This is a genomic window from Bacillus sp. EB106-04-02-XG92 (assembly GCF_058791995.1).
Window position 1 is genome coordinate 434408 of record NZ_JBYTEA010000003.1, and the last position, 21728, is coordinate 456135.

Genomic DNA, 21728 nt, shown 5'->3' on the forward strand with positions numbered 1-21728 from the left:
AATGAAACGTAAATATGGTGACGGTTCTTCGTGGAAGCGACTACTAGAGAAGAATTATACGGTTAAGCAAATAGAAGAGGGAATGCTAGGAATACTGGAAATAAAAAAGGTGAGAGAACCGAGTTGTAAAGAATATGACGGTAAAGAGCTATGTATTGCTGGCAATCAGTATACGTGGATTCAATATTTCATAGACGGGAAAAACTTTGCGATTACCGCTATGTTAGATAATCAAAAAGAATTAGTGCAATATTATATCGATGTGGCGAAAGAATATGAAATAGACGAGCGTGGTTTACCATATTTTGATGATTTATATTTAGATGTAGTGTTAATATCGAATGGTAAGATGTATGTGCTAGATGAAGATGAGCTAGAGGATGCTTATAAAAGTGGCGATGTTACAAAAGAAGAGTATGAGTTAGCTTGGTACACTACGAAATGGATAATAGATGCAATAAAAAATAGTGAATTTTATTGGATTTCAATATTGGAAGAAGAAATCAAAAAGTTAAAATGATTGTTGTATTCAAATTTTTGTATAATTACCAAAAAAAACTATACAAAAAATAATTGACTTTTGTTTTGTAAGCGAGTAAAGTTAGGGAAGAAATTATTATTAAAAAATAAATATGAAACCTTCTTATAAAGAGAGGCGGAGGGACTGGCCCTACGATGCCTCGGCAGCGGACTCGATTTCAGAGTGCTGTGCCAAATCCAGCAAGCATGTGCTTGAAAGATGAGAAGAGCGTTTCTTATAGATGTATAAGACCTCTTCTCATTGGAAGAGGTCTTTTGTTATTCATTAGAAAAAGGTTGAAATTAGGGAGAGATGGTACTTTGAAAGAAACGAGAGGAAATGGTTTGGCTTTATTACCACTTGGGATATTTTTGGCGCTATTTATTGGTTCTGGAATTATTACAGGTGATTTCTATAAATTGCCGATACTTGTAGCAATTTCAATTGCTGTAGGAGTCGCTTTAGCAATGAATCGTAAAGAAAGTTTTAATGTAAAAGTAGAACGATTTGCTAAAGGTGCAGGGAACCCGGATATTATGATTATGGTTCTAATTTTTGTCCTAGCAGGAGCATTTTCTGAAACAGCAAAAGGGATGGGCGGCGTTGATTCTACAGTTAACTTGGCGTTATCCGTTTTACCGCAAGGATTTATCGTAGCTGGAATTTTTGTTATAGGGGCGTTTATTTCATTAGCGATGGGAACTTCAATGGGAACAATTGCTGCATTAGCACCAATTGCTGTAGGTATTAGTGGGCAAACTGATATCTCCATTGCACTTACGATGGCTACTGTTGTTGGCGGGGCGATGTTTGGTGATAATTTATCATTTATTTCAGATACAACAATCGCAGCTGTACGTTCGCAAGGAACAGAAATGAAAGATAAGTTTAAAACGAACTTTTTAATTGTATTACCAGCGGCTATTATTACAATTGTACTTTTAGTAATCGTTACTTTAGGAAGCGATACGCAGATTAAAGCACATAGCTTTGACTGGATAAAGATTTTACCGTATGCAGGAGTACTTATTACAGCATTACTTGGTTGGAATGTACTTATTGTGTTAACTGGTGGGACAGTACTATCCGGCGTTATCGGTCTTTTAGATGGAAGTTACACGTTAGAGAGTTTCTTTAAAAGTGTAACAACTGGAATGGGCGGTATGATGGAGTTAGTATTACTTGCTATTTTAATTGGCGGTATGGTCGAACTGATTCAATATAATGGTGGCATTCAATATTTAATGAATATTTTAACGCGTAACATTCGTTCAAAAAAAGGAGCAGAGTTCGGTATTGCTGGCTTAGTAAGTATGACGAATATGTGTACAGCGAATAATACGATTTCTATTATCTTTACAGGTCCGCTTGCGAAAAACATTGCAGATCAATATGAAATTGATCCCCGTAAATCAGCGAGTGTATTAGATCTTTTCTCATGCTGTGTGCAAGGATTAATTCCGTATGGTGCGCAAATGTTAACGGCAGCAGGGTTTGCGGCGTTATCTCCAATTGAATTGTTACCATATGCGTTTTATCCGATCTTAGTTGGAGTATGTGGAATCATTTCTATATTGATTGGTTTCCCGAGGTTTTCTAAAGTAGCGGGAAAGAAAGAGTATGATAAAACAGCATAATGAAAATGAAGTTTATGAATTGTAACGAAAGCCGTACAGAGAATGTTCTCTGTGCGGCTTTTTATGTGCGGAAAAAGAGTGAATGATCCTATCCTACCGTATGTTTTTACAAAAGGCTGAATGCAACTCGGTCTTAAGTCTGAGTCAAAAACGGTTCTTAAGCTCGTTATGGAAAAAAGAAAAAATAGTTAAGATAAGAGTATCAAATCGAAGGGAGGCAAGCACAAGATGAAACAATTTCTAGCGTTTATCGCGGCTGGTATTTTAGCTTTAATTGCTCTTGGCAGTCTTGCTGGTATTATAGGATTCGCAATTGGAGCAGGAGTTGTGTACTGGAGCTATAAATCATTTGTGCGAGCACAATCATTTTTTGGAAAGTTAGCCTGGGGTATTGTTGGTTTAATCGGCTTGTCCATCGCCCTTTCTCATTCCCCAGCATTAATCGGTATTGCAGCATTAGTAGTTTTATACTACGGATACCGTGAGTGGAAAAAAGAAAAAGATGTAGTTGTTGATTCTGCTCCAGAAAGTTCTAAACCATATAGCAACTTTGAAGATGAGTGGAACAAGTTAATGAAAAACTAATATAAAATAAATCAAATTTATAAAGTAGAAGAGAGGAAGATTATAATGAAACAATCTTTATTCGGACGTGTACGCGATGCAATTTTAGCAGATTTTCATAATGTATTAGATGAGAAAGAAAGAAAAAACCCAATCGCTATGTTAAACCAGTATTTACGCGATAGTGAGCGTGAAATAACAAAAATTGAGAAGTTAATTCAGCGTCATAAAACATTAAAATCTAATTTCGCTCGTGAACTTGAGCAAGCGCGATATTTTGTTAATAAAAGATCAAAGCAAGCAATCATTGCTCAAGAAGCAGGCGAACTAAAACTACATGAGCGTGCCTTAGAGGAAGTAGCTTATTATGAAGGGCAAGTAACTCGATTAGAAGAAATGTATGCAGGTGTTGTAGAGCAAATTGATGAGTTAGAGCGTCGTCTTTCTGAAATGAAAAATAAATTAAAAGAAATGCACGCAAAGCGTATGGAATTAATGGCACGTGAAAATATGGCGCATGCAAATCGCCGTATGAATACTGCGATGCATAAAATGGATGAAAATAATCCATTTTTACGATTTGAAGAAATTGAGGATCATATTCGCGACTTAGAAACTCGTATGAATGAGGAACATGAACGTGACACATTTGATATGAAGATTGCAAAGCTTGAGCGTGAAATGAAGGAAAAAAATGATGTGTCGTTAACAAAATAATAGTAGTATATTATAAAACAGGCTTATGATATAGTGATAGGAGAAAAGGTGTTGGAAAGCAATGCCTTTTCTTCTATGTATATGTGACAAGAAGGGGGGAGCTGAAATGAAGAAACATTTTTCAAAAACACAATTAATGGGGATGCTCCTCATCATATTTGGATTCGGTCTTTTTCTTGATATGATACTTGGACATTTTGAACCAGGTGGTCTCATTTTTGCATTTATTATGCTTATGTTTGGAAGACATTATCGTAAAAAGAATCGTTATGTACGGGGAAATGTATTTTTATTTGTTGGCGGTATCGTATTTTTATTCTTCTTATTTTCATCAGCAGCATTTGTTCTTGTCGTATTCGCTTGTTTAGCTTTAATTGGATATCAATTGATTCAACAAGGACATAAGCAAAAGGCAATGAAGGTGGAAATTAAAGAAAAAGGGATTATAGACGAAGAGAAGCAAATATATCGTACAGAACCATATTTGAAAAATATGTTTGTAGGTAATGTACGAATGATGGATCATATTTATGAACTTGAGGATATTAATGTTCAATATGGTGCTGGTGATGTGGAAATAGATTTAACAACTGCTATGATTCCAGAAGGAGAAACGGTAATTGTTATTCGAGGTGTCGTTGGTAATATTCGTTTATATGTGCCATATGATATTGAACTGTCTTTAAATCATTCTGTTATTGTCGGACGTGTGCTCTTGCCAGGACATGAAGAGACAGGATTTAACCGTAATGTTACATTTAGAACAGAGCAGTATAAAGAGGCTCCTCGTCGTATAAAAATTATTTCTTCGCTTGTCGTAGGCGATACGGAAGTGAGGAAAGTATAATGAAGAAACAAAAAAATATTTCGTGGATGTATATTCGTTATTCTATGTTGTCCTCTGTTAGTATCGCACTTATTTGTACAATTGTATATGTATGGAAGAGCGAACAACAAGTGTATGATTTATTATGGAAAGCATCCATCGCTTCTGTTCCAATTGGCTTGTTTATTATGACTACAAGTTTACTTATCGGGGGAATTGTAGGATATGCAATCGGTTACTATATAGAGCAGCGTATACAAGGATTAAATACGTTTTTATTTGAAGTAGAGCGAGGGAATTTTCCAAGCGATGTTTCGTTTACTGCAGATGATGAATTTCATGAAGTGGAACGAAAAGTAATCGTTCTGGCTCGTCGATTAGAAGAGCAAGCTGGACTCTTTCAAAAAGTAACGAATGAACGAGCTCATTGGAATGAAGAGATGAGACAAGAAGCGATTTCCCAGGAAAGGCATCGATTGGCCAGGGAGCTGCATGATTCTGTAAGTCAGCAGCTTTTTGCAATGTCGATGATGATGTCGGCTATTAATGAACAAGTAGCTGCATTTCCAGAAACGACGAAAAAGCAGTTGCAGCTCGTTGAAAATATGGTTGTAAATGCACAATCAGAAATGAGAGCATTGCTTCTTCATTTACGCCCAGTGCAGTTAGAAGGTAAGAAACTAACAGAGGGTATAGAAGAGCTTTTAACAGAGCTGTCAAGAAAGCAACATATGAAAATTGAATGGTTAATTGAGCCAATAGAATTGAAAAAAGGTGTAGAAGATCATTTATTTCGCATTGTACAAGAGGCACTGTCTAATACTTTACGGCATGCGAAGGCAAAGAAAACGGAAGTGCGTCTTCGAAAAATTGATCAATATGCAATATTGAAAATTATTGATGATGGCGTGGGATTTGAAGTTGGAGTTAATAAGGCTGGTTCATATGGCTTAAGATCCATGCAAGAGCGTGTTCATGAAATTGGTGGGACATTAAAAGTGCTTAGTTTTCCGGCTAAAGGTACGCAAATAGAAGTGAAAGTACCGATTATGATTGAGAGAGGGGGAGAATCATGATAAAAGTATTACTAGTGGATGATCATGAAATGGTTCGAATGGGTGTATCAGCATATTTATCAACACAGCCAGATATTGAAGTAGTTGGAGAAGCTGAAAATGGAAGAAAAGGTTCAGAGTTAGCTTTGCAATTAAGACCGGATATTATTTTGATGGACCTTGTCATGGACGAGATGGATGGGGTTGAAGCAACACGAGCTATTATTCAGGAATGGCCAGAAGCGAAAATTGTAGTTGTAACGAGTTTTTTAGATGATGAGAAATTGTACCCTGTAATTGAGGCCGGAGCGACAAGTTATTTATTAAAAACATCAAGAGCGAGTGATATAGCAGACGCTGTACGAGCTACTTATGATGGAGAAACGGTATTAGAGCCAAAAGTTACTGGTAAAATGATGTCTCGTATGCGTCAGAAGAAGGAACAACCTTTGCATGAGGAGTTAACAGAAAGAGAGTCTGAAATTTTGTTATTAATTGCAGAAGGAAAAAGTAATCAAGAGATTGCAGATGAATTGTTTATTGCCCTAAAAACAGTAAAGACACATGTAAGTAATATATTAAATAAGCTAAATGTAAGTGACCGGACACAGGCGGTTATTTATGCGTTTAGACATCAATTGACGAAATGATAAGGTGAAACTAATAAGCGGTGGGGGTTATCCCCACTGCTATTAGTTTGCGCCAAATCTTTTTATTGACGTCAATAAATGTAAGCGTTATCATTAAGTTGTTAACAGTACATACAAAGGGGAGAATGTATATGTTAGTTCAAACTATATTTGGCATGGATAAGTCTAAAAAATTAGGGGATTATGTGAACGCATTACAAGCACTTTGTGAACAATATAATGTGGAAACAGATAAAATTGCAATTGTTGAGGCGACAGAAGAGTACTATTTATTTTTAGTGAAACAAGAAGATTACTACGATGTTGTCAAAGTAGAAACAGTGGATACAAATATCGACTATTATACGAAAGCTTATAAAATAAGTAGCTTTAACCATACTGCTTTTCAAATGTAAAAAAACTCCCGAAAGGGAGTTTTTTAGGATGCTTTTACTTCATGAGATTCAGTCAGTAAAGGAACTTTTTTCGCACCGCTTAACTTAGCGATTATAAGACCGATAAGGGCTCCGGCTAATGCTGGTATTAACCAGCCAATTCCTTCATTATATAAAGGGATAAATTCAAAATATGGTGTAATAAATGAAATAGAAATACCACCTTGTTTTAATCCATCAAATACGCTCACCGCTGCTGCTCCAATTAAAGCACCTACATAAACAGAGCGATACCCACCGAAATATTTATGAAGTAATGATAGTAGAACGAGTACAATCGCAATTGGATATACGACAAGTAGGATTGGAACAGAGATAGCAATAATTTTTGTTAAACCTAAGTTGGCAACTAATAATCCTAATGCACAAATGATGCTAGCGAACGTTTTATATGAAAATGTAGTCAATAATGTTGAGAAGTATTGACTACATGCAGATACAAGTCCAACGCATGTTGTCAAGCAAGCGAGTGTAACGATTAGAGATAATAGAAGTAGACCATATGGACCGAATAATTGCTGTACGATGACAGTAAGTAATTGTCCGCCATTTTTTGCATATCCGAGAGAGACGCTAGTTGCACCGAGCCAGCCAAGTGCACCATATACAAGTACGAGACCGGTAGCGGCAATAAGTCCTGCTTTCGCTGTTGCGATGGCGATGGATTTACGGTCCTTTACACCTTTTGACCGAATGGCATTTACAACGATAATTCCAAATGCAAGCGCAGAGATGGTATCCATCGTTAAGTACCCTTCCATAAATCCTTTGAAGATTGGAGAGGTTTGATACTCTTGCATTGCTGTTCCTGATTGTCCGAGTGGTGTAAATACACTTTTTACAAATAATAAGAAAATAGAGAGCAATAAAATAGGTGTTAAAATATTTCCGATTCGATCGACAAGTTTAGATGGATTTAAACTAAGCCAAAATACGATAGCGAAGAAAATGACCGTGTATAAAAATAGTGCTAGGCTACTAGAGCGAATTGTTTCTGGTAAGAAAGAACTAACACCCATTTCATAAGCGACATTTGCAACGCGCGGAATTCCCATAGAAGGACCGATTGCGATGTATACAACTACAGTAAAGAAAATTCCGAATAATGGGTGAACATGACTTGCAAGTTGTTGCATACCATTTCCTGATAAAGAAATTGCAATAACAGTTAATAATGGTAAACCGACTCCTGTTAGTAAAAATCCAATCATTGCCGGCCAAAAGTTTTCACCTGCATTTTGTCCAAGCATGGGAGGGAAAATTAAATTACCTGCCCCAAAAAATAAAGAAAATAGCATAAGACCAGTGAAAAAAATATGTTTTTTTGATACAGTGTTCATTGTTTTTCCTCCTTTTTTAAATTCATTTGTAAGAACACAAAAAACTCGTCCCTAAAGAAAGGGACGAGTTATATTTACCCGCGATACCACCCTAATTTATACATGTAGAAATGAGTCTATATGTATACGGCTTCACAACGTACAACATGATACGTGTTCCTTGTAACGGGGGACAGCCGGTAAGAACTTACTGTAACATTCGGTTCTACTTCTCGGAGATGATTTTCGGCTACGCACTGAACGTTGGCTTTCAGCAAATCGCCAACTCTCTGGGGGACAGTCCTATAACGTACTCGTTCTCGTCAATGAATTTTTATTCAAGTATTCTGACAGTATTGTTGCATGTTTTTTTTGGAAAGTCAACATTTTTTTGAAAGATATATTTATATCCAGAAATATCGAATGTAATATTTATTGTAGTAAAAGGAATGGTGAATTGTAAAAAAAGGAGTGAAATTTTGTAGAGAATTGTAAAGTTTGTGGAGAAAGTTGATATTTATAGGAGTAAAGAAGGGATTGTTTGAATTTACAGAGAATAATACAACAATCCACTTGCTGGAAAGAACAAACCAAAAGAGGTGACTGAAATGCTTGCGATGGGAGTATTATTTGGCATTATTGCTATAATTGGTTTTATGTGGTTATATTATTCGCGTTCGTTTAAACAAGCAGAAGTTTTACTCTTTCAAAAAGGTAGTTTGTTGACAAATCAGTCTAGATATTTAGTATGTCCGAAGTGTGGAAGTGCACAGGCCAGAAGTGGAGGGTATCAAGAGTGTTGCAAAATTAGATTATGAAAGAAGGAAGCCTCACATTATTTTGTGAGGCTTCCTTCCTTACAATTTCATGGCGCTCCAAATTGTCCATCGATCTCTTTCGATAATAGGAGATACGTTTTGCAAGGCAGTCTGTACTTGTTGTAGAAGTTGAGAAAGTTCATAATCTGTTAATTCGTATAGAATGGATCGACCTGTTCGAGGTGATAAATCTTGTAGCAATGCCTCTACGGAATCATGTATTTTTCGTACTTCCCATTGTGTTTGAGCGGGGAATACGTGAAGAAAATATTTTTGTAATTCTTGTTGTACTGTGTTGGTTTTTGGACGTCTTTTTGATTCAATATCAATGAGTTTTGGAAAGATAGAGAAAAAATATCCACGGATGTGTTCAGGGCTTCCAGGAATTATGCAATCTTCAATGGTCCGGTCTTGTACAATAAGTACACCGTTTTTCTTTAATATACGAAAAGCTTCACGTAGAAATGTAGGAATGTCGTGTAAATGATGAATAACTGCGCGCGAAATAACAATGTCGAAAGTATCATTAGGATAGGGGACGCTATGTGCATCGCCGTGAATGAATGAAATGTTTGAAAAAGCGCTACAATTTTCTTTTGCAGCTTGTAATATTTCTTTGGAAAAATCCAGCCCAACAACACTTTTTGCTCCTATAAGAGCAAGTTCTTTCGTATAAATTCCGCCACCACAGCCGATATCAATTATTTGCTTATTTTGTATATTTGTAATACTTTTTATCATTTCTCCCCAAGAAATATGGGCGTTTCGCTGTGCGTATGTGTATTTATTGTTTGCATCGTGAAAATTAATAGACATGAAAAAGACCTCCTTTCAATGCTTAGTATAGCGTATTTTATAGTGTGTCATGTTTTTGTTTTTTGTATGAAGATTATAAGGATTTCTTATTGTAAAGGGAGGATTAAATTGAAAAGGAAATATGTATTGTTAGTACTTGCTATGTTACTAGCATCTTGTAGTCAAACTGAGCCAAAAAAAGAAACAGAAAAAGTAGAAGAGACGGTGAATGAAGTGAAAGAAACAATAGGGGTAACTGTTATACAAAAAAAACATAAAGAGAAAAAGTTACAGGAATCAGAAGCGAAGTTAGTAATAGGCATTATGGATAAAGCGGAGAAACAAGAAATAACAGGGAGCTTTGGTGAACCTGAATATGAAATACAAATTAGTAGAGATGGAAAGAAAGAAACGTATTATGCATGGCTAAGAGGAGAAGACAGACGAGGTTGGATACAACATAAGAAAGCTATGTATATGCTGAATAAAAAAGATACGGAAAAGCTTTTGGCTATATTTCCAAATGTTTCAGAACAAAAAGAAGACGAGAAGCAGGTAGGTCCTTTAACGGAAGTAACAAAAAAAGATTTGCAGATTACTGCGTTTCATATTAAAGCAGGAGATCAAAAAGTGAATTATACGGTACGGTATACGATTTCACAATCACTTTACAACAAGCTAGAGAAGGAACGAGAGTATTATTTGCAAGTCATTTATCCGGAAAAAGTTCAAAAATTAATTGGAGCAAAAGAGGGTGAAGAAATTTTAGGTGAAAAGGTAAAGGAAGGGTATAAACAGTATGAATTACATGCTACTGTGCAGGTAAAAGGTGCTTCAGAATCACAATTAAAGGCATTAGAAACATATTATGAAAATTATGATTTGAAAATATTAAATAGTAAAAAAGAGAAAATAGGTGTATTTCAAAATATCATTCAAATTGTGAAAGATTATGGCGAAAAAATGAATTTACAAAGATAAAGTGAAACTTTAATCAGTGGGGGTTGTCTTCATCCCCCACTGATTATTAGTTGAACCAATCGGACTTTTATGGGCAGTTGATCCCCCCACCTAACTTCTTTGCTTTCGCTAAATTTTGAGGTGGGGGTCTTACTGCCCGTTAAAGCGGGATAAGGTGAAACTTCAATTAGCCCTTATAGATCGGGGTGAATGTCAATTCGTAAAGTCTATGTGACCTTTTCTAGGAAATGATAATAGAGAGGGGAAAATCCCCTCTCTATTACTTTGCTTTTGCAGATGGCTCATTCATTGATTTTCGTGTAATAAGAAAAGAAATCATAAGGGCGGACAGGATGATAAGAGCAATAAGTAAGTGATTGGGCAACAAATCTAATAATAATACGTAACTAACGGTATAAAAAATAAGAGTTGAAGCTAAAAACGATAGAGCGCCTATTATAAGTGATTGTAAATTCATTTGTATGCACCTCCTTTCATTTGTATTTTTGGCTAAAAATGGATTATATAAACATTATTTCTAACAATAGAAAAAAATATGTCATAATAGAGGGAAGAACAAGCTTTGATGAATAGGATTCATTCGTGAGAGATAAAGGAGAGGAATATGAAAAATAATAAAAAAGGATTATGGGGAATTATTGTTGCAATAGGGCTATTTTTACTTTCTAAGTTAAAGTGGGTATTTGCAATTTTTAAATTAGCAAAGTTTTCAACGGTGTTTAGTATGTTTCTATCACTTGGTGCATACGCAGTTATATATGGTTGGAAATTTGGGGTAGCGCTCATTTATTTGTTATTTATTCATGAAATGGGCCATTTATGGGCTGCGAAAAGAAAAGGTATACCAACATCGCCAGCAATATTTATTCCATTTATGGGTGCTCTTATTGGGATGAAAGAGATGCCGAAAAATGCAAAAGATGAAGCTTACATCGCCTTTATGGGACCTCTTTTCGGGTTGGTGTCATTTTTACCGGCAATTCCACTTTATATAGTAACGAAAGAGCCATTTTGGGCATTAATTATTCTACTTGGAAGTATGATTAACTTCTTTAACTTGATTCCAGTTTCTCCATTAGATGGTGGGCGAATTATTTCAATTGTAAGTACAAAGATTTGGGGAGCGGGCCTTATTGTATTGCTCGGTTATTCTATTTACTTTAAAAGTATTTTGGGAGGGTTTATTGTTATTATCGGCTGTATGGAATTATATAGAGTAATAAAGAGAGATGGGCCAATTAAGGAATTAGGATATAGAATTGATGGAATGAAAGAATATGTTGCAAGGCTTGAAGAGGAGTTAAAAGAAACTGGTGCAGTACATCGAAATATATATATGATGCAACATGAAATAAATGTATTAAGGCAAAAAGAACGAGAGAAAGAATTAAAAACAGGAGAACTTCAAAAGCTTGAAGTGTTAGAGTATCTTTTACCAAAGTTTGAGCCACTTGATTACGTCCCATATGAAGATGAAAAAGAAACACATACAATTCATATAAGAGAAGCATTTGAAATGTCAGAAAGAAAATTACAGGAATGGGATGCAGACAAGAGACAACAGGAAAACTATTACAAAGTGGATACGAAAACGAAATGGACAGTATTTGCTTGTTATATCGGATTAATGGCTATACTCGGTTACACAGCTTATGAAGGATATGTAGTTTTACAAGAGCATTTGCCAACGAGAAATGCATAGAAAAATATTGTCGAAATGATAGGAAGGATTTATACAGGAATTAGATTTCTACGAGAGAATGTTACAAGTATAGTCATACATTGTAATATCTTTAATAGAGAAGGAGTTCTGTATATGAAGAAATTGTTAAGTGTATTCGGGATTATTATCGTAATGATCATTGCGAGCTATAGTCTTATGAAAGTGTTGTTACATTATGCGAATAAGCCTGCTAAGGTAAATACGATAGCTCAAATAGAAGAAGATGTGCAAGAAGAGACAAAAGTGCTAGATTTTATTCGTATGACACATGAAAGCTATAATAATTTCTTAAATTATGGTAAAGCAGAGAATTATACAGAAGGGGACTGGAGCCAATTAAAAAAATGGTTTCAACAACAAGAATCGTCTTTAAAAAATATACATACAGAAATAAAGAATGAAAAAATAAAACGAGATGTAAATAGAAGCTATGAAATTGCAAAAAAAGGTGTGGAACTTCAAAAGATTGAGTATGTAATTTACGCACATCGTGTATATCATGACTTAGATATTATCGTAAATAAATATAGAGGTGAAACGAACATCTGGGGGTATACCGAATTTGGAGGTGGGAAAGATATAAGAGTAATTGAACAAGCAATTCAGTCTAAATAATAAGCTAGCTAGAAATTCTAGTTGGCTTATTTTCTTTTGTAAGTACAATGTTCATATATTTTTCACAAAAACACCGTGTTAATAGTGATTAAAATCACAATCTGTATTATACAATTCAGTTAAACTAAAAACAGTTAAGGAAATAGAGGAGTGGGATACAATGTTAAGTGAAAAAACAATTGAAATCGTAAAGTCAACAGTACCATTATTACAAGAAAAAGGTGTTGAAATTACAACGAGATTTTATGAAATTTTATTTTCGGAACATCCGGAGTTATTGAATATTTTCAACCATACAAATCAGAAAAAGGGAAGACAACAACAAGCGTTAGCGAATGCTGTTTATGCAGCTGCAACGTATATTGATAATTTAGAAGTTATTATTCCGGTTGTAAAACAAATTGGTCATAAGCATAGAAGTTTAGGTATTAAAGCAGAGCATTATCCGATTGTAGGTACATGTTTACTACGTGCAATTAAAGAGGTCGCAGATGCACCTGATGAAGTGTTAAACGCATGGGGAGAAGCTTACGGTGTCATCGCTGATGCATTCATTAGCATTGAAGCAGAGATGTATGAAGAAGCGGCACATAAAGAGGGCGGATGGAAGGATTTCCGTAACTTTGTAGTTGTTAAAAAAGTGAAGGAAAGCGATGTTATTACGTCATTTTATTTGAAACCTGAAGATGGAGGGAAAGTTTCTTCATTCATCCCAGGACAATATGTAACGGTTCAAATAAATATCGAGGGTGAAACATATACACATAATCGTCAATATAGCTTATCAGACGCCCCTGGAAAAGAATATTATCGTATTAGTGTAAAGAAAGAAAAAGGTGTAGATACACCAGATGGTAAAGTATCTAATTACTTACATGATCATGTAAAAGAGGGCGATATATTACCAGTAAGTGCACCGGCAGGAGATTTCGTATTGAATATGGATTCAACATTACCAGTTGTACTAATTAGTGGTGGAGTAGGTATTACACCAATGATGAGTATGCTAAATACGTTAATTGAACAAAATTCAAAACGTAATGTATGTTTTGTTCATGCAGCGATAAATAGCAATACACATGCAATGAAAGAACACGTTGAGGCAGTAGATAATGAATACGAACAAGTTAAAGCATACACTTGCTATTCGGCACCGACTGAAAAAGATCTGGAAATGAAAAACTTTGATAAAGAAGGTTTCATTGACGCTGAATGGTTGCAAATGATTATCCCGACAACAGAAGCAGAATTTTATTTCTGTGGTCCCGTACCATTTATGAAACATATAAATGCTGCACTAACTAATTTAGGAGTGAAACAAGAGCATATTCATTATGAATTTTTCGGTCCGGCAGCAAGCTTACAATAGATGTAGTTTGAGTAAGCAAAAAAAACGAGGTATTTATTTTACCTCGTTTTTTATTTGTTCTCGCAATAGTCGATTTACCGTTTCACGGCGTATACCGATGAGTTGACCAATTTCAGTTTGCGTTAATATTTCATATATAGGAATGTCACCTAAATATAGTGTGAACCATTCTTGTAAGCGATGAAGACGTTCTTTTGGAGAGACGGTCGTCAATTGATCGATACGCTGCTGCATCATTCTTAATTTTGATTGTAATTGCATGGCGATATTTTCATATGATGCAGGGTTCGCTTGAAGTTGATCGTACCACTCATTACTACTTATAGGTTCAACTTCTGTTTTCATTAAAGCGATTGCTGTACCGTGATATTCCTTCGGTGAAATTAAAGAATGATGAGGTATCGTTTCTCCTGGAACGATAATGTTGAATAGAAAAGGTGTTCCATCTTCTTCAATTCTTACTACTTTTAATAAACCTGTTTTTATAAAATATAAAGGACCGTCCTCGCCTTGACGGAATAGTACATCTCCTTTGTGTAGAATCAATGTTAGCCCCCCATTTAAACATTTCTATTACTTTTATTTTAGCGTATATGTATACAGACAATATGTTTTTAAACAGCAATTTCATTGACGAAATATATGCTATTACAGTAGTATACTATTTAGTGTGTAATAGTACTAGCAATGAATACGCTGTAGGGGGTTTAGTATATTGTTAGATGCGATAAAAATGACGGATATGAGAATTCCGGCGAATGCTATCATTCATGTAGAAGAGATGAAGGGTGGAGTCGTGTTATCCGTTGAAGTAGACGGCCAAATTATTTATACGATGGCTTATGATGAAGAAACAGATAGTTATGCTGAATTATATGATCGAAACGATAAGAGGGCGTGCCAAGTACATGAGGATTTTATGGGATGGTCACTTCTTCATTAAAAAAGATGTCAATATGACATCTTTTTTTATTAAATCGATAGAATATACAAGGAAATGAAATATAAGGATAAAATTTGTAATAAATGATTTTGCATTGTTAGCACTTTGTAACTGCAAGTAAACTATTTTTTCGCTATCATAAAGATAACAGTCGCAGTTATAGGAGTGGTCAACGTGAAGAAAGTACATATTTCCAATTATATGCTATTATCTGTTTGTTTAATTTTATTTGTTCTCTTAGGAGGATTTTTATATTCATGTGTATAAGAAAAAACGCATTCTAAAAAGAACGCGTTATAGAAAAGAAGTAATGATTAATCTAGTTCCAAGAATTATTAATGTGATACGTAATAAATTAATTACGGCATTACCGCTTAATTTTGTATTAATATACGCCCCGATTTTTCCGCCAATCCATGCACCAGGAATAAGAATTAATGCATAAGTCCAGCTAACATTTCCAAGAGAGATGTGAGTTGCAGAACTTACAATTGCTGATAAAAATACGATAAACATCGAAGTTGCCACAGCAATATGTGCTGGGAATGCAAAAAGAAGCATCATCGCTGGAACAAGTAAGGCACCGCCACCAATTCCAAATAATCCAGATATAAACCCAACTATAAAGGCGATAAAGATAGCAAGAAACGGTGGGAATTGATAGTGTACAGTATTTCCTTTGTTATCTGTAAAAGACCGCTTAATGACAGACATATTTGATAAGGAAAGAGGTTTTAATTTGTCTCGTAGCATAAGAAGAATGGAGACGAAAATAAGGAAAATCCCAAAATATAAAGAAAATGTATCTTGGTTTAAAAATTTATTTGCCCATGATCCGATAATACCACCAGGGCCACTCCCGATAAATAAAATAAGTCCACTTTTATAATCCACCCGTTTATGCTTCATATACGTAAGGGTGGAAGCCAGTCCTGTAAAAACGACTGTTACCATAGAAGTTCCTACTGCGAGTTGTGGTGATAAACTGTGTAATCCAATTAATAACGGAACGATAATAATTCCGCCCCCAAGCCCAACTAGGCTCCCGACGGTCCCGGCGATTAATCCGATGAAAAGTAACATGATGTATTCCAAAATTGCCAACTCCTCTATATAACTTATCCATCAATTATTATACACGCTTTTTAATAAGAAATAGGCTTGTTCACAAAAAAGTCGTCTTCCTAGAAAAATAAGGAAGACGACTTTTGATTAAAAGATTAAGTGTAATAAGTAGTAAAATAACGCAGCTAATGAAGCTGAAATAGGAAGTGTAATAACCCAAGTAATTAACATGCGTTTTGCAGTTCCCCATTTTACACCTTTTACACGATGAGAAGCACCAACTCCTAAAATAGAAGAAGAGATAACGTGCGTCGTACTAACTGGTAAGTGAATGAATGTTGCCCCGAAAATAACAAGAGATGATGATAAATCGGCAGCTACACCATTTACAGGACGAATTTTCATAATTTGTCCACCGACAGTTTTAATAATTTTCCATCCACCGACAGAAGTACCAAGACCCATTGCAATCGCACAAGATAATTGTACCCAGAACGGGATGTCGCTAGAAGTATGGTAGCTATTAGCCATAAGAGCCATCGTGATGATTCCCATTGCTTTTTGCGCATCATTTGTACCGTGTGTATAAGCTTGTAATGCAGCAGTGAAAATCTGGAATATACGGAAGTTTTTGTTAGTCTTCGTTAAATTGAAGTTTTTAAAGACGACTTTAAAAATACTGTATACGGTATAACCGATAACAAAAGCGATAATCGGTGAAATGATTAAAGCTTCAAGAATTTTTATGAAACCTTTAAAGTTTAATGAACTAAAACCAGCAGCAGCGATAGCTGCACCTGCGATCGAGCCAATAATTGCATGCGAAGAACTACTTGGAATACCGTAGTACCAAGTAATCAAATTCCATGCTATTGCCGCAAGTAAAGCAGCTAAAATTACAAGAGAACCATTTGGTAAAGCGAATGGATCAACGATATCTTTTGTAATCGTTTTTGCTACACCTGTAAATGTCATTGCACCTAAAAAGTTCATAATAGCTGCCATAACAATTGCATGTCTAGGCTTTAGAGCTTTCGTTGAAACAGCCGTTGCAATAGCGTTTGCTGTATCGTGAAATCCATTGATAAAGTCAAAAGCTAAAGCGCAAATGACTACTAAAACGGTCAGTATCAAGAGTGTATCCATGATCAAACTCCTTACGCGTTCTTCATAATAATTGTTTCTAGTACGTTTGCAACGCTTTGGCAGCTATCCGCTACTTCTTCAAGCTCTTCGTAAATCTCTTTGTATTGAATAATTTTAATCGGATCTTTTTCACGAGAGAATAAGTGTTTAATCGCATGACGGCGAATATCATCACATTGTGATTCGTAATCCTTAATCTTAATCGCATTTGTACGAATGTCGACTAATTTTTTGTTAGACATTAATTCAACAGAGTTTGCAATTTCAATCGCACATTGATTAATTGCTTCTACAAATTTAATCATGTATTCATCAGCTTCTGTAATAGAATACATTTCGAATAGACCAGCACTATGATCTAATCCGTCTAATACATCATCCATACTCATTGCAAGTTGTAGGATGTCCTCACGTTCAATAGGAGTAATAAACGCTTTGTTTAGCTCCATAATGATTTCGTGAATAAATGAGTCACCTTTTGACTCATACTCTTTCATGCGCATAGAAAACTCTTTTAAATCGCTAGCATTTTTAATTTTATACTCCACGAAAAACTGCGCGCCTTCTTTTAAATTTTCGGAAACATTCATTAACATTTCAGAAAATTTATCTTTTTTTGATTTAAAGACCATTATTAGTTACCCCCACAAAAGTAATATATGTAAAATATATTGGCTAGTCAATTCTAACAAAAAACTGTCGTTTTTTAAAACATTTTATCGAAAAGTTTACAAAAACTTAACATAACTCTTATTGTTGTATTAATAATACTAATAATCAATATTGAATATCTTACTTGTAGAATGTCCTTTTCTTGCAAAAAGTATGAATGTGAAAGAAAAGCTTTACACTACAGGAAAGACTACGCTATTATAATAAATTTAAAAGGAGGTATATTCTTCCTTTTGAAAAGAAGAGTGTAAACAAACGAAGGAAGTGAACGAATGAAATTGAAGAACACTCACTTAAAAAAAATGCAGGAGTGGTTCAATAAGAGAAAGAAACTTCGTAATTCATTAATTGTATTAGGAAGTTTACTTGCTACTCTATTCATTGCTATAAATATAATAATTTCCATTCAAGACATATCTGAATTAAAACAAGCTGTTCCGCAACCGACCTTAATTTATGATGCAAATAATGAAGTTGCGACTAAATTAGCTTCTTCTAAAACAGAAGGTGTTAAAAAGAAAGATATTCCTGATATTATGGTTCAGGCAATTGTTGCAGTAGAAGATAAGGAATTTTTTAATCATCACGGTATTTACTATAGTGGAATTATAAGTGCAGTTTTTAAAAATATTACAGCAGGAGAAGTTGTAGCAGGGGGAAGTACAATTACACAACAACTTGCGAAAAATGTATTTCTAACACAAGACCGCACATACTCTCGAAAAATAAAGGAATATTTTTTAACAAAAAAAATAGAGCGTACGTATACGAAAGATGAAATTATTGAAATGTATATGAACCAAATTTATTTTGGTGAAGGTGCTTGGGGGATAAAAAGGGCAGCTAAATCTTATTTTGATAAAGAGGTAAAAGATTTAACAATTTCAGAAGCTGCAACGATTGCAGGGTTAATTAAAGCACCATCTGCATATTCACCTTATAAAAACTTTAATAAGTCAATTGAAAGACGTAATGTCGTATTAAGTTTAATGAAAGAGCAAGGGTATATTTCTGACGAACAGTATAATAAAGAAAAAGAGAGCGGTCTTGTATTAAAACGTGGTGTGGATGATAAATACAAGGGGAAATACTCTCAATATGTAGACTATATTGTTAGAGAAGCGATGGATAAGTACGAATTAACACAAAATGAAATTTTAGCGGGTGGTTATCGTATTTATACAGAGCTTGATCCGAAAAAACAACAGGCTGTAGAAGACGTTGTGAATAATGATAGTTATTTCAAAGATAATGGCTCAGACCAACTTATGCAAACGGGTGTAGTTCTTATGAATCCCAAAACAGGTGGTGTACCAGCTTTAGTTGGAGGTAGAGGACCGTATCAGTTTTTACAGTTTAATCATGCAACCCAATTAAAAAGACAACCTGGCTCAACGTTAAAGCCTTTAGCTGTATATGTACCCGCTTTAGAGCAAGGGTATGAAGTATACGATATATTGAAAGATGAACCATTTAATATTAAAGAATATAAACCACAAAATAGCGATCATACTTTTCACGGTGATGTGACAATGTATGAAGCTGTGGCAAAGTCGTACAATGTTTCGGCTGTTTGGCTATTGGAACAGATTGGATTAGATAAAGGATTGAAATCTTTAGAGCGATTTGGTATTCCATTAGTGCCAGAAGATCGTACGTATCCAATCGCTTTAGGCGGTATGCATGTAGGAACATCCCCATTTGTAATGGCTCAAGCGTATAGTACATTTGCAAATGACGGTGTTCAAGTGGAAGCTCATGCGATTAGAGAGATACAAAATGCGGAAGGTGAAACGATTGGAAAGTGGTATAAGAAAGAGACACGAGTGACAAGCGAGAAAATTTCTCAAAAGATGACATATTTATTAAAAGGTGTTGTCGAAAAGGGGACGGGCGAAAAGGCGAAAGTTAATAATGTTGATACGGCCGGTAAGACAGGAACTACTCAAATTGTAAATGGACCAAGCACTGGTGCAAAGGATTCATGGTTTGTTGGATACACACCAGATTTAGTAGGTGCCATTTGGGTAGGATATGATAAAACAGATAGTGATCATTATGTTCCAGGCGGGAGTCAAATTACGACGACAATGTTCCGGGATATTATGAGAAAAGCGAATGCCAATCCAGCTCAAAAAGCATTCCAGTTATCGCTCATATCTGAGGCTGATTATAAAAAACAATTGACTACAATAGAAGAGGAAAAACGAAGAAAAGAAGAAGAGAAGAGAAGGAAAGAAGAAGAACAACAAAGAAAAAAAGAGCAACAAGAGTGGATTGATAAAGTGAAAGAATGGATTCCTTCATTTTGGTAAAAGAAAGAGGCGAATAACGAAATTCGCCTCTTTTTCGTATGAAAAACAAAATGAAACTTTAAATAGTAGATATTTCCATATATCCTTACTAGTTATTACTCGTTAAGTATAATGTTCGTACTGCCGTAGGATTCGGAATCGTATGTGACGATTATTTTGCCTTTACTAATAGGTTCATAAGGTAATTCTTCTTCGTAATTACCGTTATTCTCATTGTGGATAGAAAGTGTAATTTCATCGATTTCTTTATTTGTATACTGATCTTTAATCGTTTCAGCAATTTGAAGTAACGCTTCGGAACTAGAAGCTTTTGTAATAAGCATTCCTTTTATAACTTTTTTTTCATTATTTGTGGAATTAGAATAAGGGATGTTGCTTTGTTTCGTATACAAAAGTTTGTATGGAACAGTTTTTCTCTCTGCTTTTGATACAGTGGAATATTTTAGAGTTAAAAAAAATCCTACACATAAAATAATGCATACCATAAGAGCAAACCAAATGCGTATTAGTGACATAACTCTCATTTTCATCCCTCTTTCATATCGTAGACTTCACTATTTATCATACAAAATGAGGATTAAGATAAAGTAAATTTGAGGTAAAGAAACGTAAAGAAGGAGCACTTATCCTCCCAAATAAGTGCTCCTTTCTATATAAAGAGAGATTTAATGCACAGTCAATTAAACATATCACTATAAATATGATTATTCGGCAAAAATTAGTAAATTCGGAAGACAGTTAGTACTGCAGTGGTTTCACCTGTGTTTGGAATAGAGATAGTGTTTGCTGTAGGTTGTACAGAGATTGTTGTGCCAGCTGTTAAAGTAATAATCGTTGAGAAAGAAACCGCACTACCGATAACGTTAGTTGAGAAATTACGAGTAGGTGGTTGGCCGTTAAATGAAAGACCGAAACCAAATGGTGAAGAGCCTGGGAAGGTTGTAGACGCGGAGAAGTTAATATCGTATACACCAGTTTCTAAAACAGTTAGAGTATCAGAGCCGTTAAAGGAGATGTTTGTTAATTCGAATGTTTCATTGAATTGTATATTGCTTCCTGGTGATACTGTTTGCGCATTTGTGTTACCTAAGACAGCTGTAGTTACAGGAATTGGAGTACCCGCTGCTCCTGTTGCGCCAGCTGGTCCTTGAGGTCCAGTAGCACCTTGAGCACCAGTAGCACCTGTTGCGCCAGCCGGTCCTTGAGCACCAGTAGCACCTGTTGCGCCAGCCGGCCCTTGAGCACCAGTAGCACCTGTTGCGCCAGCTGGTCCTTGAGGTCCAGTAGCACCTTGAGCACCAGTAGCACCTGTTGCGCCAGCTGGTCCTTGAGCACCAGTAGCACCTGTTGCGCCAGCCGGTCCTTGAGCACCAGTAGCACCTTGAGCGCCAGCTGGTCCTTGAGCACCAGTAGCACCTGTTGCGCCAGCCGGTCCTTGAGGTCCAGTAGCACCTTGAGCACCCGCCGGTCCTTGAGGTCCAGTAGCACCTTGAGCACCAGTAGCACCTGTTGCGCCAGCCGGTCCTTGAGGTCCAGTAGCACCTTGAGCGCCAGCTGGTCCTTG

At 35.6% G+C, this 21728-nt stretch carries 24 protein-coding genes, 1 riboswitch and 1 other annotated feature; of the genes, 15 read left to right on the top strand and 9 right to left on the bottom strand.

Features of this window, described 5'->3' with window-relative positions; genetic code table 11:
• The first annotated feature begins 1 nt into the window (after position 1).
• From AC3WVA_RS11200 to AC3WVA_RS11235, 8 genes are all read left to right on the top strand, one after another.
• Entirely contained in the window at positions 2-520 is a 519-nt protein-coding gene (locus AC3WVA_RS11200) for a ribonuclease FAU-1 family protein (RefSeq protein WP_098347288.1), read from the top strand.
• A gap of 120 nt (positions 521-640) precedes the next feature.
• Positions 641-746: riboswitch (SAM riboswitch) on the top strand.
• A 94-nt stretch (positions 747-840) separates the two neighbouring features.
• Positions 841-2157: a Na+/H+ antiporter NhaC family protein gene (locus tag AC3WVA_RS11205; protein WP_048526918.1), complete on the top strand. Its 1317-nt coding sequence runs from the start codon at positions 841-843 to the stop codon at positions 2155-2157.
• Positions 2158-2385: 228 nt separating this feature from the next.
• Complete coding sequence (locus AC3WVA_RS11210) at positions 2386-2742, top strand: lmo0954 family membrane protein (RefSeq protein WP_000808632.1); 357 nt, start codon at positions 2386-2388, stop codon at positions 2740-2742.
• A 45-nt stretch (positions 2743-2787) separates the two neighbouring features.
• Entirely contained in the window at positions 2788-3438 is a 651-nt protein-coding gene (locus tag AC3WVA_RS11215) for a PspA/IM30 family protein (RefSeq protein ID WP_048526920.1), read from the top strand.
• 106 nt (positions 3439-3544) lie between these two features.
• On the top strand, positions 3545-4285 hold the full coding sequence (gene liaF / locus AC3WVA_RS11220) for a cell wall-active antibiotics response protein LiaF (protein ID WP_071757526.1): 741 nt from the start codon (positions 3545-3547) through the stop codon (positions 4283-4285).
• Positions 4285-5340, top strand: a complete 1056-nt coding sequence (locus AC3WVA_RS11225; protein ID WP_048526923.1) for a sensor histidine kinase — start codon at positions 4285-4287, stop codon at positions 5338-5340. Before liaF ends, AC3WVA_RS11225 begins: the two co-directional genes overlap by 1 nt.
• Positions 5337-5969, top strand: coding sequence for a response regulator (locus AC3WVA_RS11230; RefSeq protein WP_000598709.1), 633 nt, complete (start codon positions 5337-5339; stop codon positions 5967-5969). Before AC3WVA_RS11225 ends, AC3WVA_RS11230 begins: the two co-directional genes overlap by 4 nt.
• Before the next feature lie 56 nt (positions 5970-6025).
• Positions 6026-6364 (top strand): DUF3992 domain-containing protein, encoded by a 339-nt coding sequence (locus AC3WVA_RS11235; protein ID WP_141539561.1) that lies wholly within the window; start codon positions 6026-6028, stop codon positions 6362-6364.
• Positions 6365-6387: 23 nt separating this feature from the next.
• On the opposite strand, the gene brnQ3 is transcribed toward AC3WVA_RS11235, so the two are convergent.
• A complete protein-coding gene (gene brnQ3, locus AC3WVA_RS11240; RefSeq protein ID WP_098347286.1) occupies positions 6388-7743 on the bottom strand; it encodes a branched-chain amino acid transport system II carrier protein BrnQ3 in 1356 nt (451 codons plus the stop codon).
• Between the two features lie 56 nt (positions 7744-7799).
• Positions 7800-8058, bottom strand: a binding site (T-box leader).
• 272 nt (positions 8059-8330) lie between these two features.
• Between brnQ3 and AC3WVA_RS11245 the strand changes: the two genes are divergently transcribed.
• On the top strand, positions 8331-8540 hold the full coding sequence (locus tag AC3WVA_RS11245) for a hypothetical protein (RefSeq protein WP_000880630.1): 210 nt from the start codon (positions 8331-8333) through the stop codon (positions 8538-8540).
• 39 nt (positions 8541-8579) lie between these two features.
• Here the strand turns inward: AC3WVA_RS11245 and AC3WVA_RS11250 are convergent, their stop codons facing one another.
• Complete coding sequence (locus AC3WVA_RS11250; RefSeq protein ID WP_492321909.1) at positions 8580-9356, bottom strand: class I SAM-dependent methyltransferase; 777 nt, start codon at positions 9354-9356, stop codon at positions 8580-8582.
• Between the two features lie 108 nt (positions 9357-9464).
• Here AC3WVA_RS11250 and AC3WVA_RS11255 point away from each other — a divergent pair, with 108 nt between their 5' ends.
• Positions 9465-10316: a YhfM domain-containing protein gene (locus tag AC3WVA_RS11255; RefSeq protein WP_141539560.1), complete on the top strand. Its 852-nt coding sequence runs from the start codon at positions 9465-9467 to the stop codon at positions 10314-10316.
• A gap of 259 nt (positions 10317-10575) precedes the next feature.
• On the opposite strand, the gene AC3WVA_RS11260 is transcribed toward AC3WVA_RS11255, so the two are convergent.
• Complete coding sequence (locus AC3WVA_RS11260) at positions 10576-10773, bottom strand: hypothetical protein (protein WP_098347284.1); 198 nt, start codon at positions 10771-10773, stop codon at positions 10576-10578.
• 147 nt (positions 10774-10920) lie between these two features.
• Between AC3WVA_RS11260 and AC3WVA_RS11265 the strand changes: the two genes are divergently transcribed.
• The 3 genes from AC3WVA_RS11265 to hmpA all read left to right on the top strand — a co-directional run bounded on the left by AC3WVA_RS11265 (position 10921) and on the right by hmpA (position 14023).
• Positions 10921-12018, top strand: coding sequence for a site-2 protease family protein (locus AC3WVA_RS11265; protein ID WP_492321910.1), 1098 nt, complete (start codon positions 10921-10923; stop codon positions 12016-12018).
• A 114-nt stretch (positions 12019-12132) separates the two neighbouring features.
• The gene (locus tag AC3WVA_RS11270; RefSeq protein ID WP_098881651.1) at positions 12133-12654 is read left to right on the top strand and encodes a hypothetical protein; all 522 of its coding nucleotides are present in this window, start codon (positions 12133-12135) and stop codon (positions 12652-12654) included.
• 160 nt (positions 12655-12814) lie between these two features.
• Positions 12815-14023 carry an NO-inducible flavohemoprotein gene (hmpA, locus tag AC3WVA_RS11275; RefSeq protein ID WP_098881652.1) on the top strand — a complete coding sequence of 403 codons (1209 nt, stop codon included), beginning with the start codon at positions 12815-12817 and terminating at the stop codon, positions 14021-14023.
• 33 nt (positions 14024-14056) lie between these two features.
• Here hmpA and AC3WVA_RS11280 read toward each other — a convergent pair whose 3' ends face one another.
• Entirely contained in the window at positions 14057-14569 is a 513-nt protein-coding gene (locus AC3WVA_RS11280) for a Crp/Fnr family transcriptional regulator (protein WP_492321911.1), read from the bottom strand.
• 169 nt (positions 14570-14738) lie between these two features.
• Between AC3WVA_RS11280 and AC3WVA_RS11285 the strand changes: the two genes are divergently transcribed.
• Complete coding sequence (locus AC3WVA_RS11285) at positions 14739-14966, top strand: hypothetical protein (protein WP_000882907.1); 228 nt, start codon at positions 14739-14741, stop codon at positions 14964-14966.
• A 294-nt stretch (positions 14967-15260) separates the two neighbouring features.
• Here AC3WVA_RS11285 and AC3WVA_RS11290 read toward each other — a convergent pair whose 3' ends face one another.
• From AC3WVA_RS11290 to AC3WVA_RS11300, 3 genes are all read right to left on the bottom strand, one after another.
• The gene (locus tag AC3WVA_RS11290) at positions 15261-16061 is read right to left on the bottom strand and encodes a sulfite exporter TauE/SafE family protein (RefSeq protein WP_048526946.1); all 801 of its coding nucleotides are present in this window, start codon (positions 16059-16061) and stop codon (positions 15261-15263) included.
• Positions 16062-16178: 117 nt separating this feature from the next.
• The gene (locus AC3WVA_RS11295; RefSeq protein WP_048526948.1) at positions 16179-17177 is read right to left on the bottom strand and encodes an inorganic phosphate transporter; all 999 of its coding nucleotides are present in this window, start codon (positions 17175-17177) and stop codon (positions 16179-16181) included.
• A gap of 11 nt (positions 17178-17188) precedes the next feature.
• Positions 17189-17809, bottom strand: a complete 621-nt coding sequence (locus AC3WVA_RS11300) for a DUF47 domain-containing protein (protein ID WP_000231448.1) — start codon at positions 17807-17809, stop codon at positions 17189-17191.
• 312 nt (positions 17810-18121) lie between these two features.
• Here AC3WVA_RS11300 and AC3WVA_RS11305 point away from each other — a divergent pair, with 312 nt between their 5' ends.
• Entirely contained in the window at positions 18122-20164 is a 2043-nt protein-coding gene (locus AC3WVA_RS11305) for a transglycosylase domain-containing protein (protein ID WP_071757519.1), read from the top strand.
• A 95-nt stretch (positions 20165-20259) separates the two neighbouring features.
• Here the strand turns inward: AC3WVA_RS11305 and AC3WVA_RS11310 are convergent, their stop codons facing one another.
• A complete protein-coding gene (locus AC3WVA_RS11310) occupies positions 20260-20688 on the bottom strand; it encodes a hypothetical protein (protein ID WP_048526953.1) in 429 nt (142 codons plus the stop codon).
• 194 nt (positions 20689-20882) lie between these two features.
• On the bottom strand, positions 20883-21728 hold an 846-nt coding region (locus AC3WVA_RS11315), incomplete at its 5' end, for a Gly-Xaa-Xaa repeat protein (protein WP_492321912.1).

Coding starts and splice junctions, on each gene's coding strand:
- AC3WVA_RS11245 (WP_000880630.1), top strand. CDS start 8,331: ATGCTTGCGATGGGAGTATTATTTGGCATTATTGCTATAATTGGTTTT.
- AC3WVA_RS11200 (WP_098347288.1), top strand. CDS start 2: ATGAAACGTAAATATGGTGACGGTTCTTCGTGGAAGCGACTACTAGAG.
- hmpA (WP_098881652.1), top strand. CDS start 12,815: ATGTTAAGTGAAAAAACAATTGAAATCGTAAAGTCAACAGTACCATTA.
- AC3WVA_RS11230 (WP_000598709.1), top strand. CDS start 5,337: ATGATAAAAGTATTACTAGTGGATGATCATGAAATGGTTCGAATGGGT.
- AC3WVA_RS11295 (WP_048526948.1), bottom strand. CDS start 17,177: ATGGATACACTCTTGATACTGACCGTTTTAGTAGTCATTTGCGCTTTA.
- brnQ3 (WP_098347286.1), bottom strand. CDS start 7,743: ATGAACACTGTATCAAAAAAACATATTTTTTTCACTGGTCTTATGCTA.
- AC3WVA_RS11210 (WP_000808632.1), top strand. CDS start 2,386: ATGAAACAATTTCTAGCGTTTATCGCGGCTGGTATTTTAGCTTTAATT.
- liaF (WP_071757526.1), top strand. CDS start 3,545: ATGAAGAAACATTTTTCAAAAACACAATTAATGGGGATGCTCCTCATC.
- AC3WVA_RS11305 (WP_071757519.1), top strand. CDS start 18,122: ATGAAATTGAAGAACACTCACTTAAAAAAAATGCAGGAGTGGTTCAAT.
- AC3WVA_RS11265 (WP_492321910.1), top strand. CDS start 10,921: ATGAAAAATAATAAAAAAGGATTATGGGGAATTATTGTTGCAATAGGG.
- AC3WVA_RS11260 (WP_098347284.1), bottom strand. CDS start 10,773: ATGAATTTACAATCACTTATAATAGGCGCTCTATCGTTTTTAGCTTCA.
- AC3WVA_RS11250 (WP_492321909.1), bottom strand. CDS start 9,356: ATGTCTATTAATTTTCACGATGCAAACAATAAATACACATACGCACAG.
- AC3WVA_RS11270 (WP_098881651.1), top strand. CDS start 12,133: ATGAAGAAATTGTTAAGTGTATTCGGGATTATTATCGTAATGATCATT.
- AC3WVA_RS11225 (WP_048526923.1), top strand. CDS start 4,285: ATGAAGAAACAAAAAAATATTTCGTGGATGTATATTCGTTATTCTATG.
- AC3WVA_RS11215 (WP_048526920.1), top strand. CDS start 2,788: ATGAAACAATCTTTATTCGGACGTGTACGCGATGCAATTTTAGCAGAT.
- AC3WVA_RS11300 (WP_000231448.1), bottom strand. CDS start 17,809: ATGGTCTTTAAATCAAAAAAAGATAAATTTTCTGAAATGTTAATGAAT.
- AC3WVA_RS11310 (WP_048526953.1), bottom strand. CDS start 20,688: ATGAGAGTTATGTCACTAATACGCATTTGGTTTGCTCTTATGGTATGC.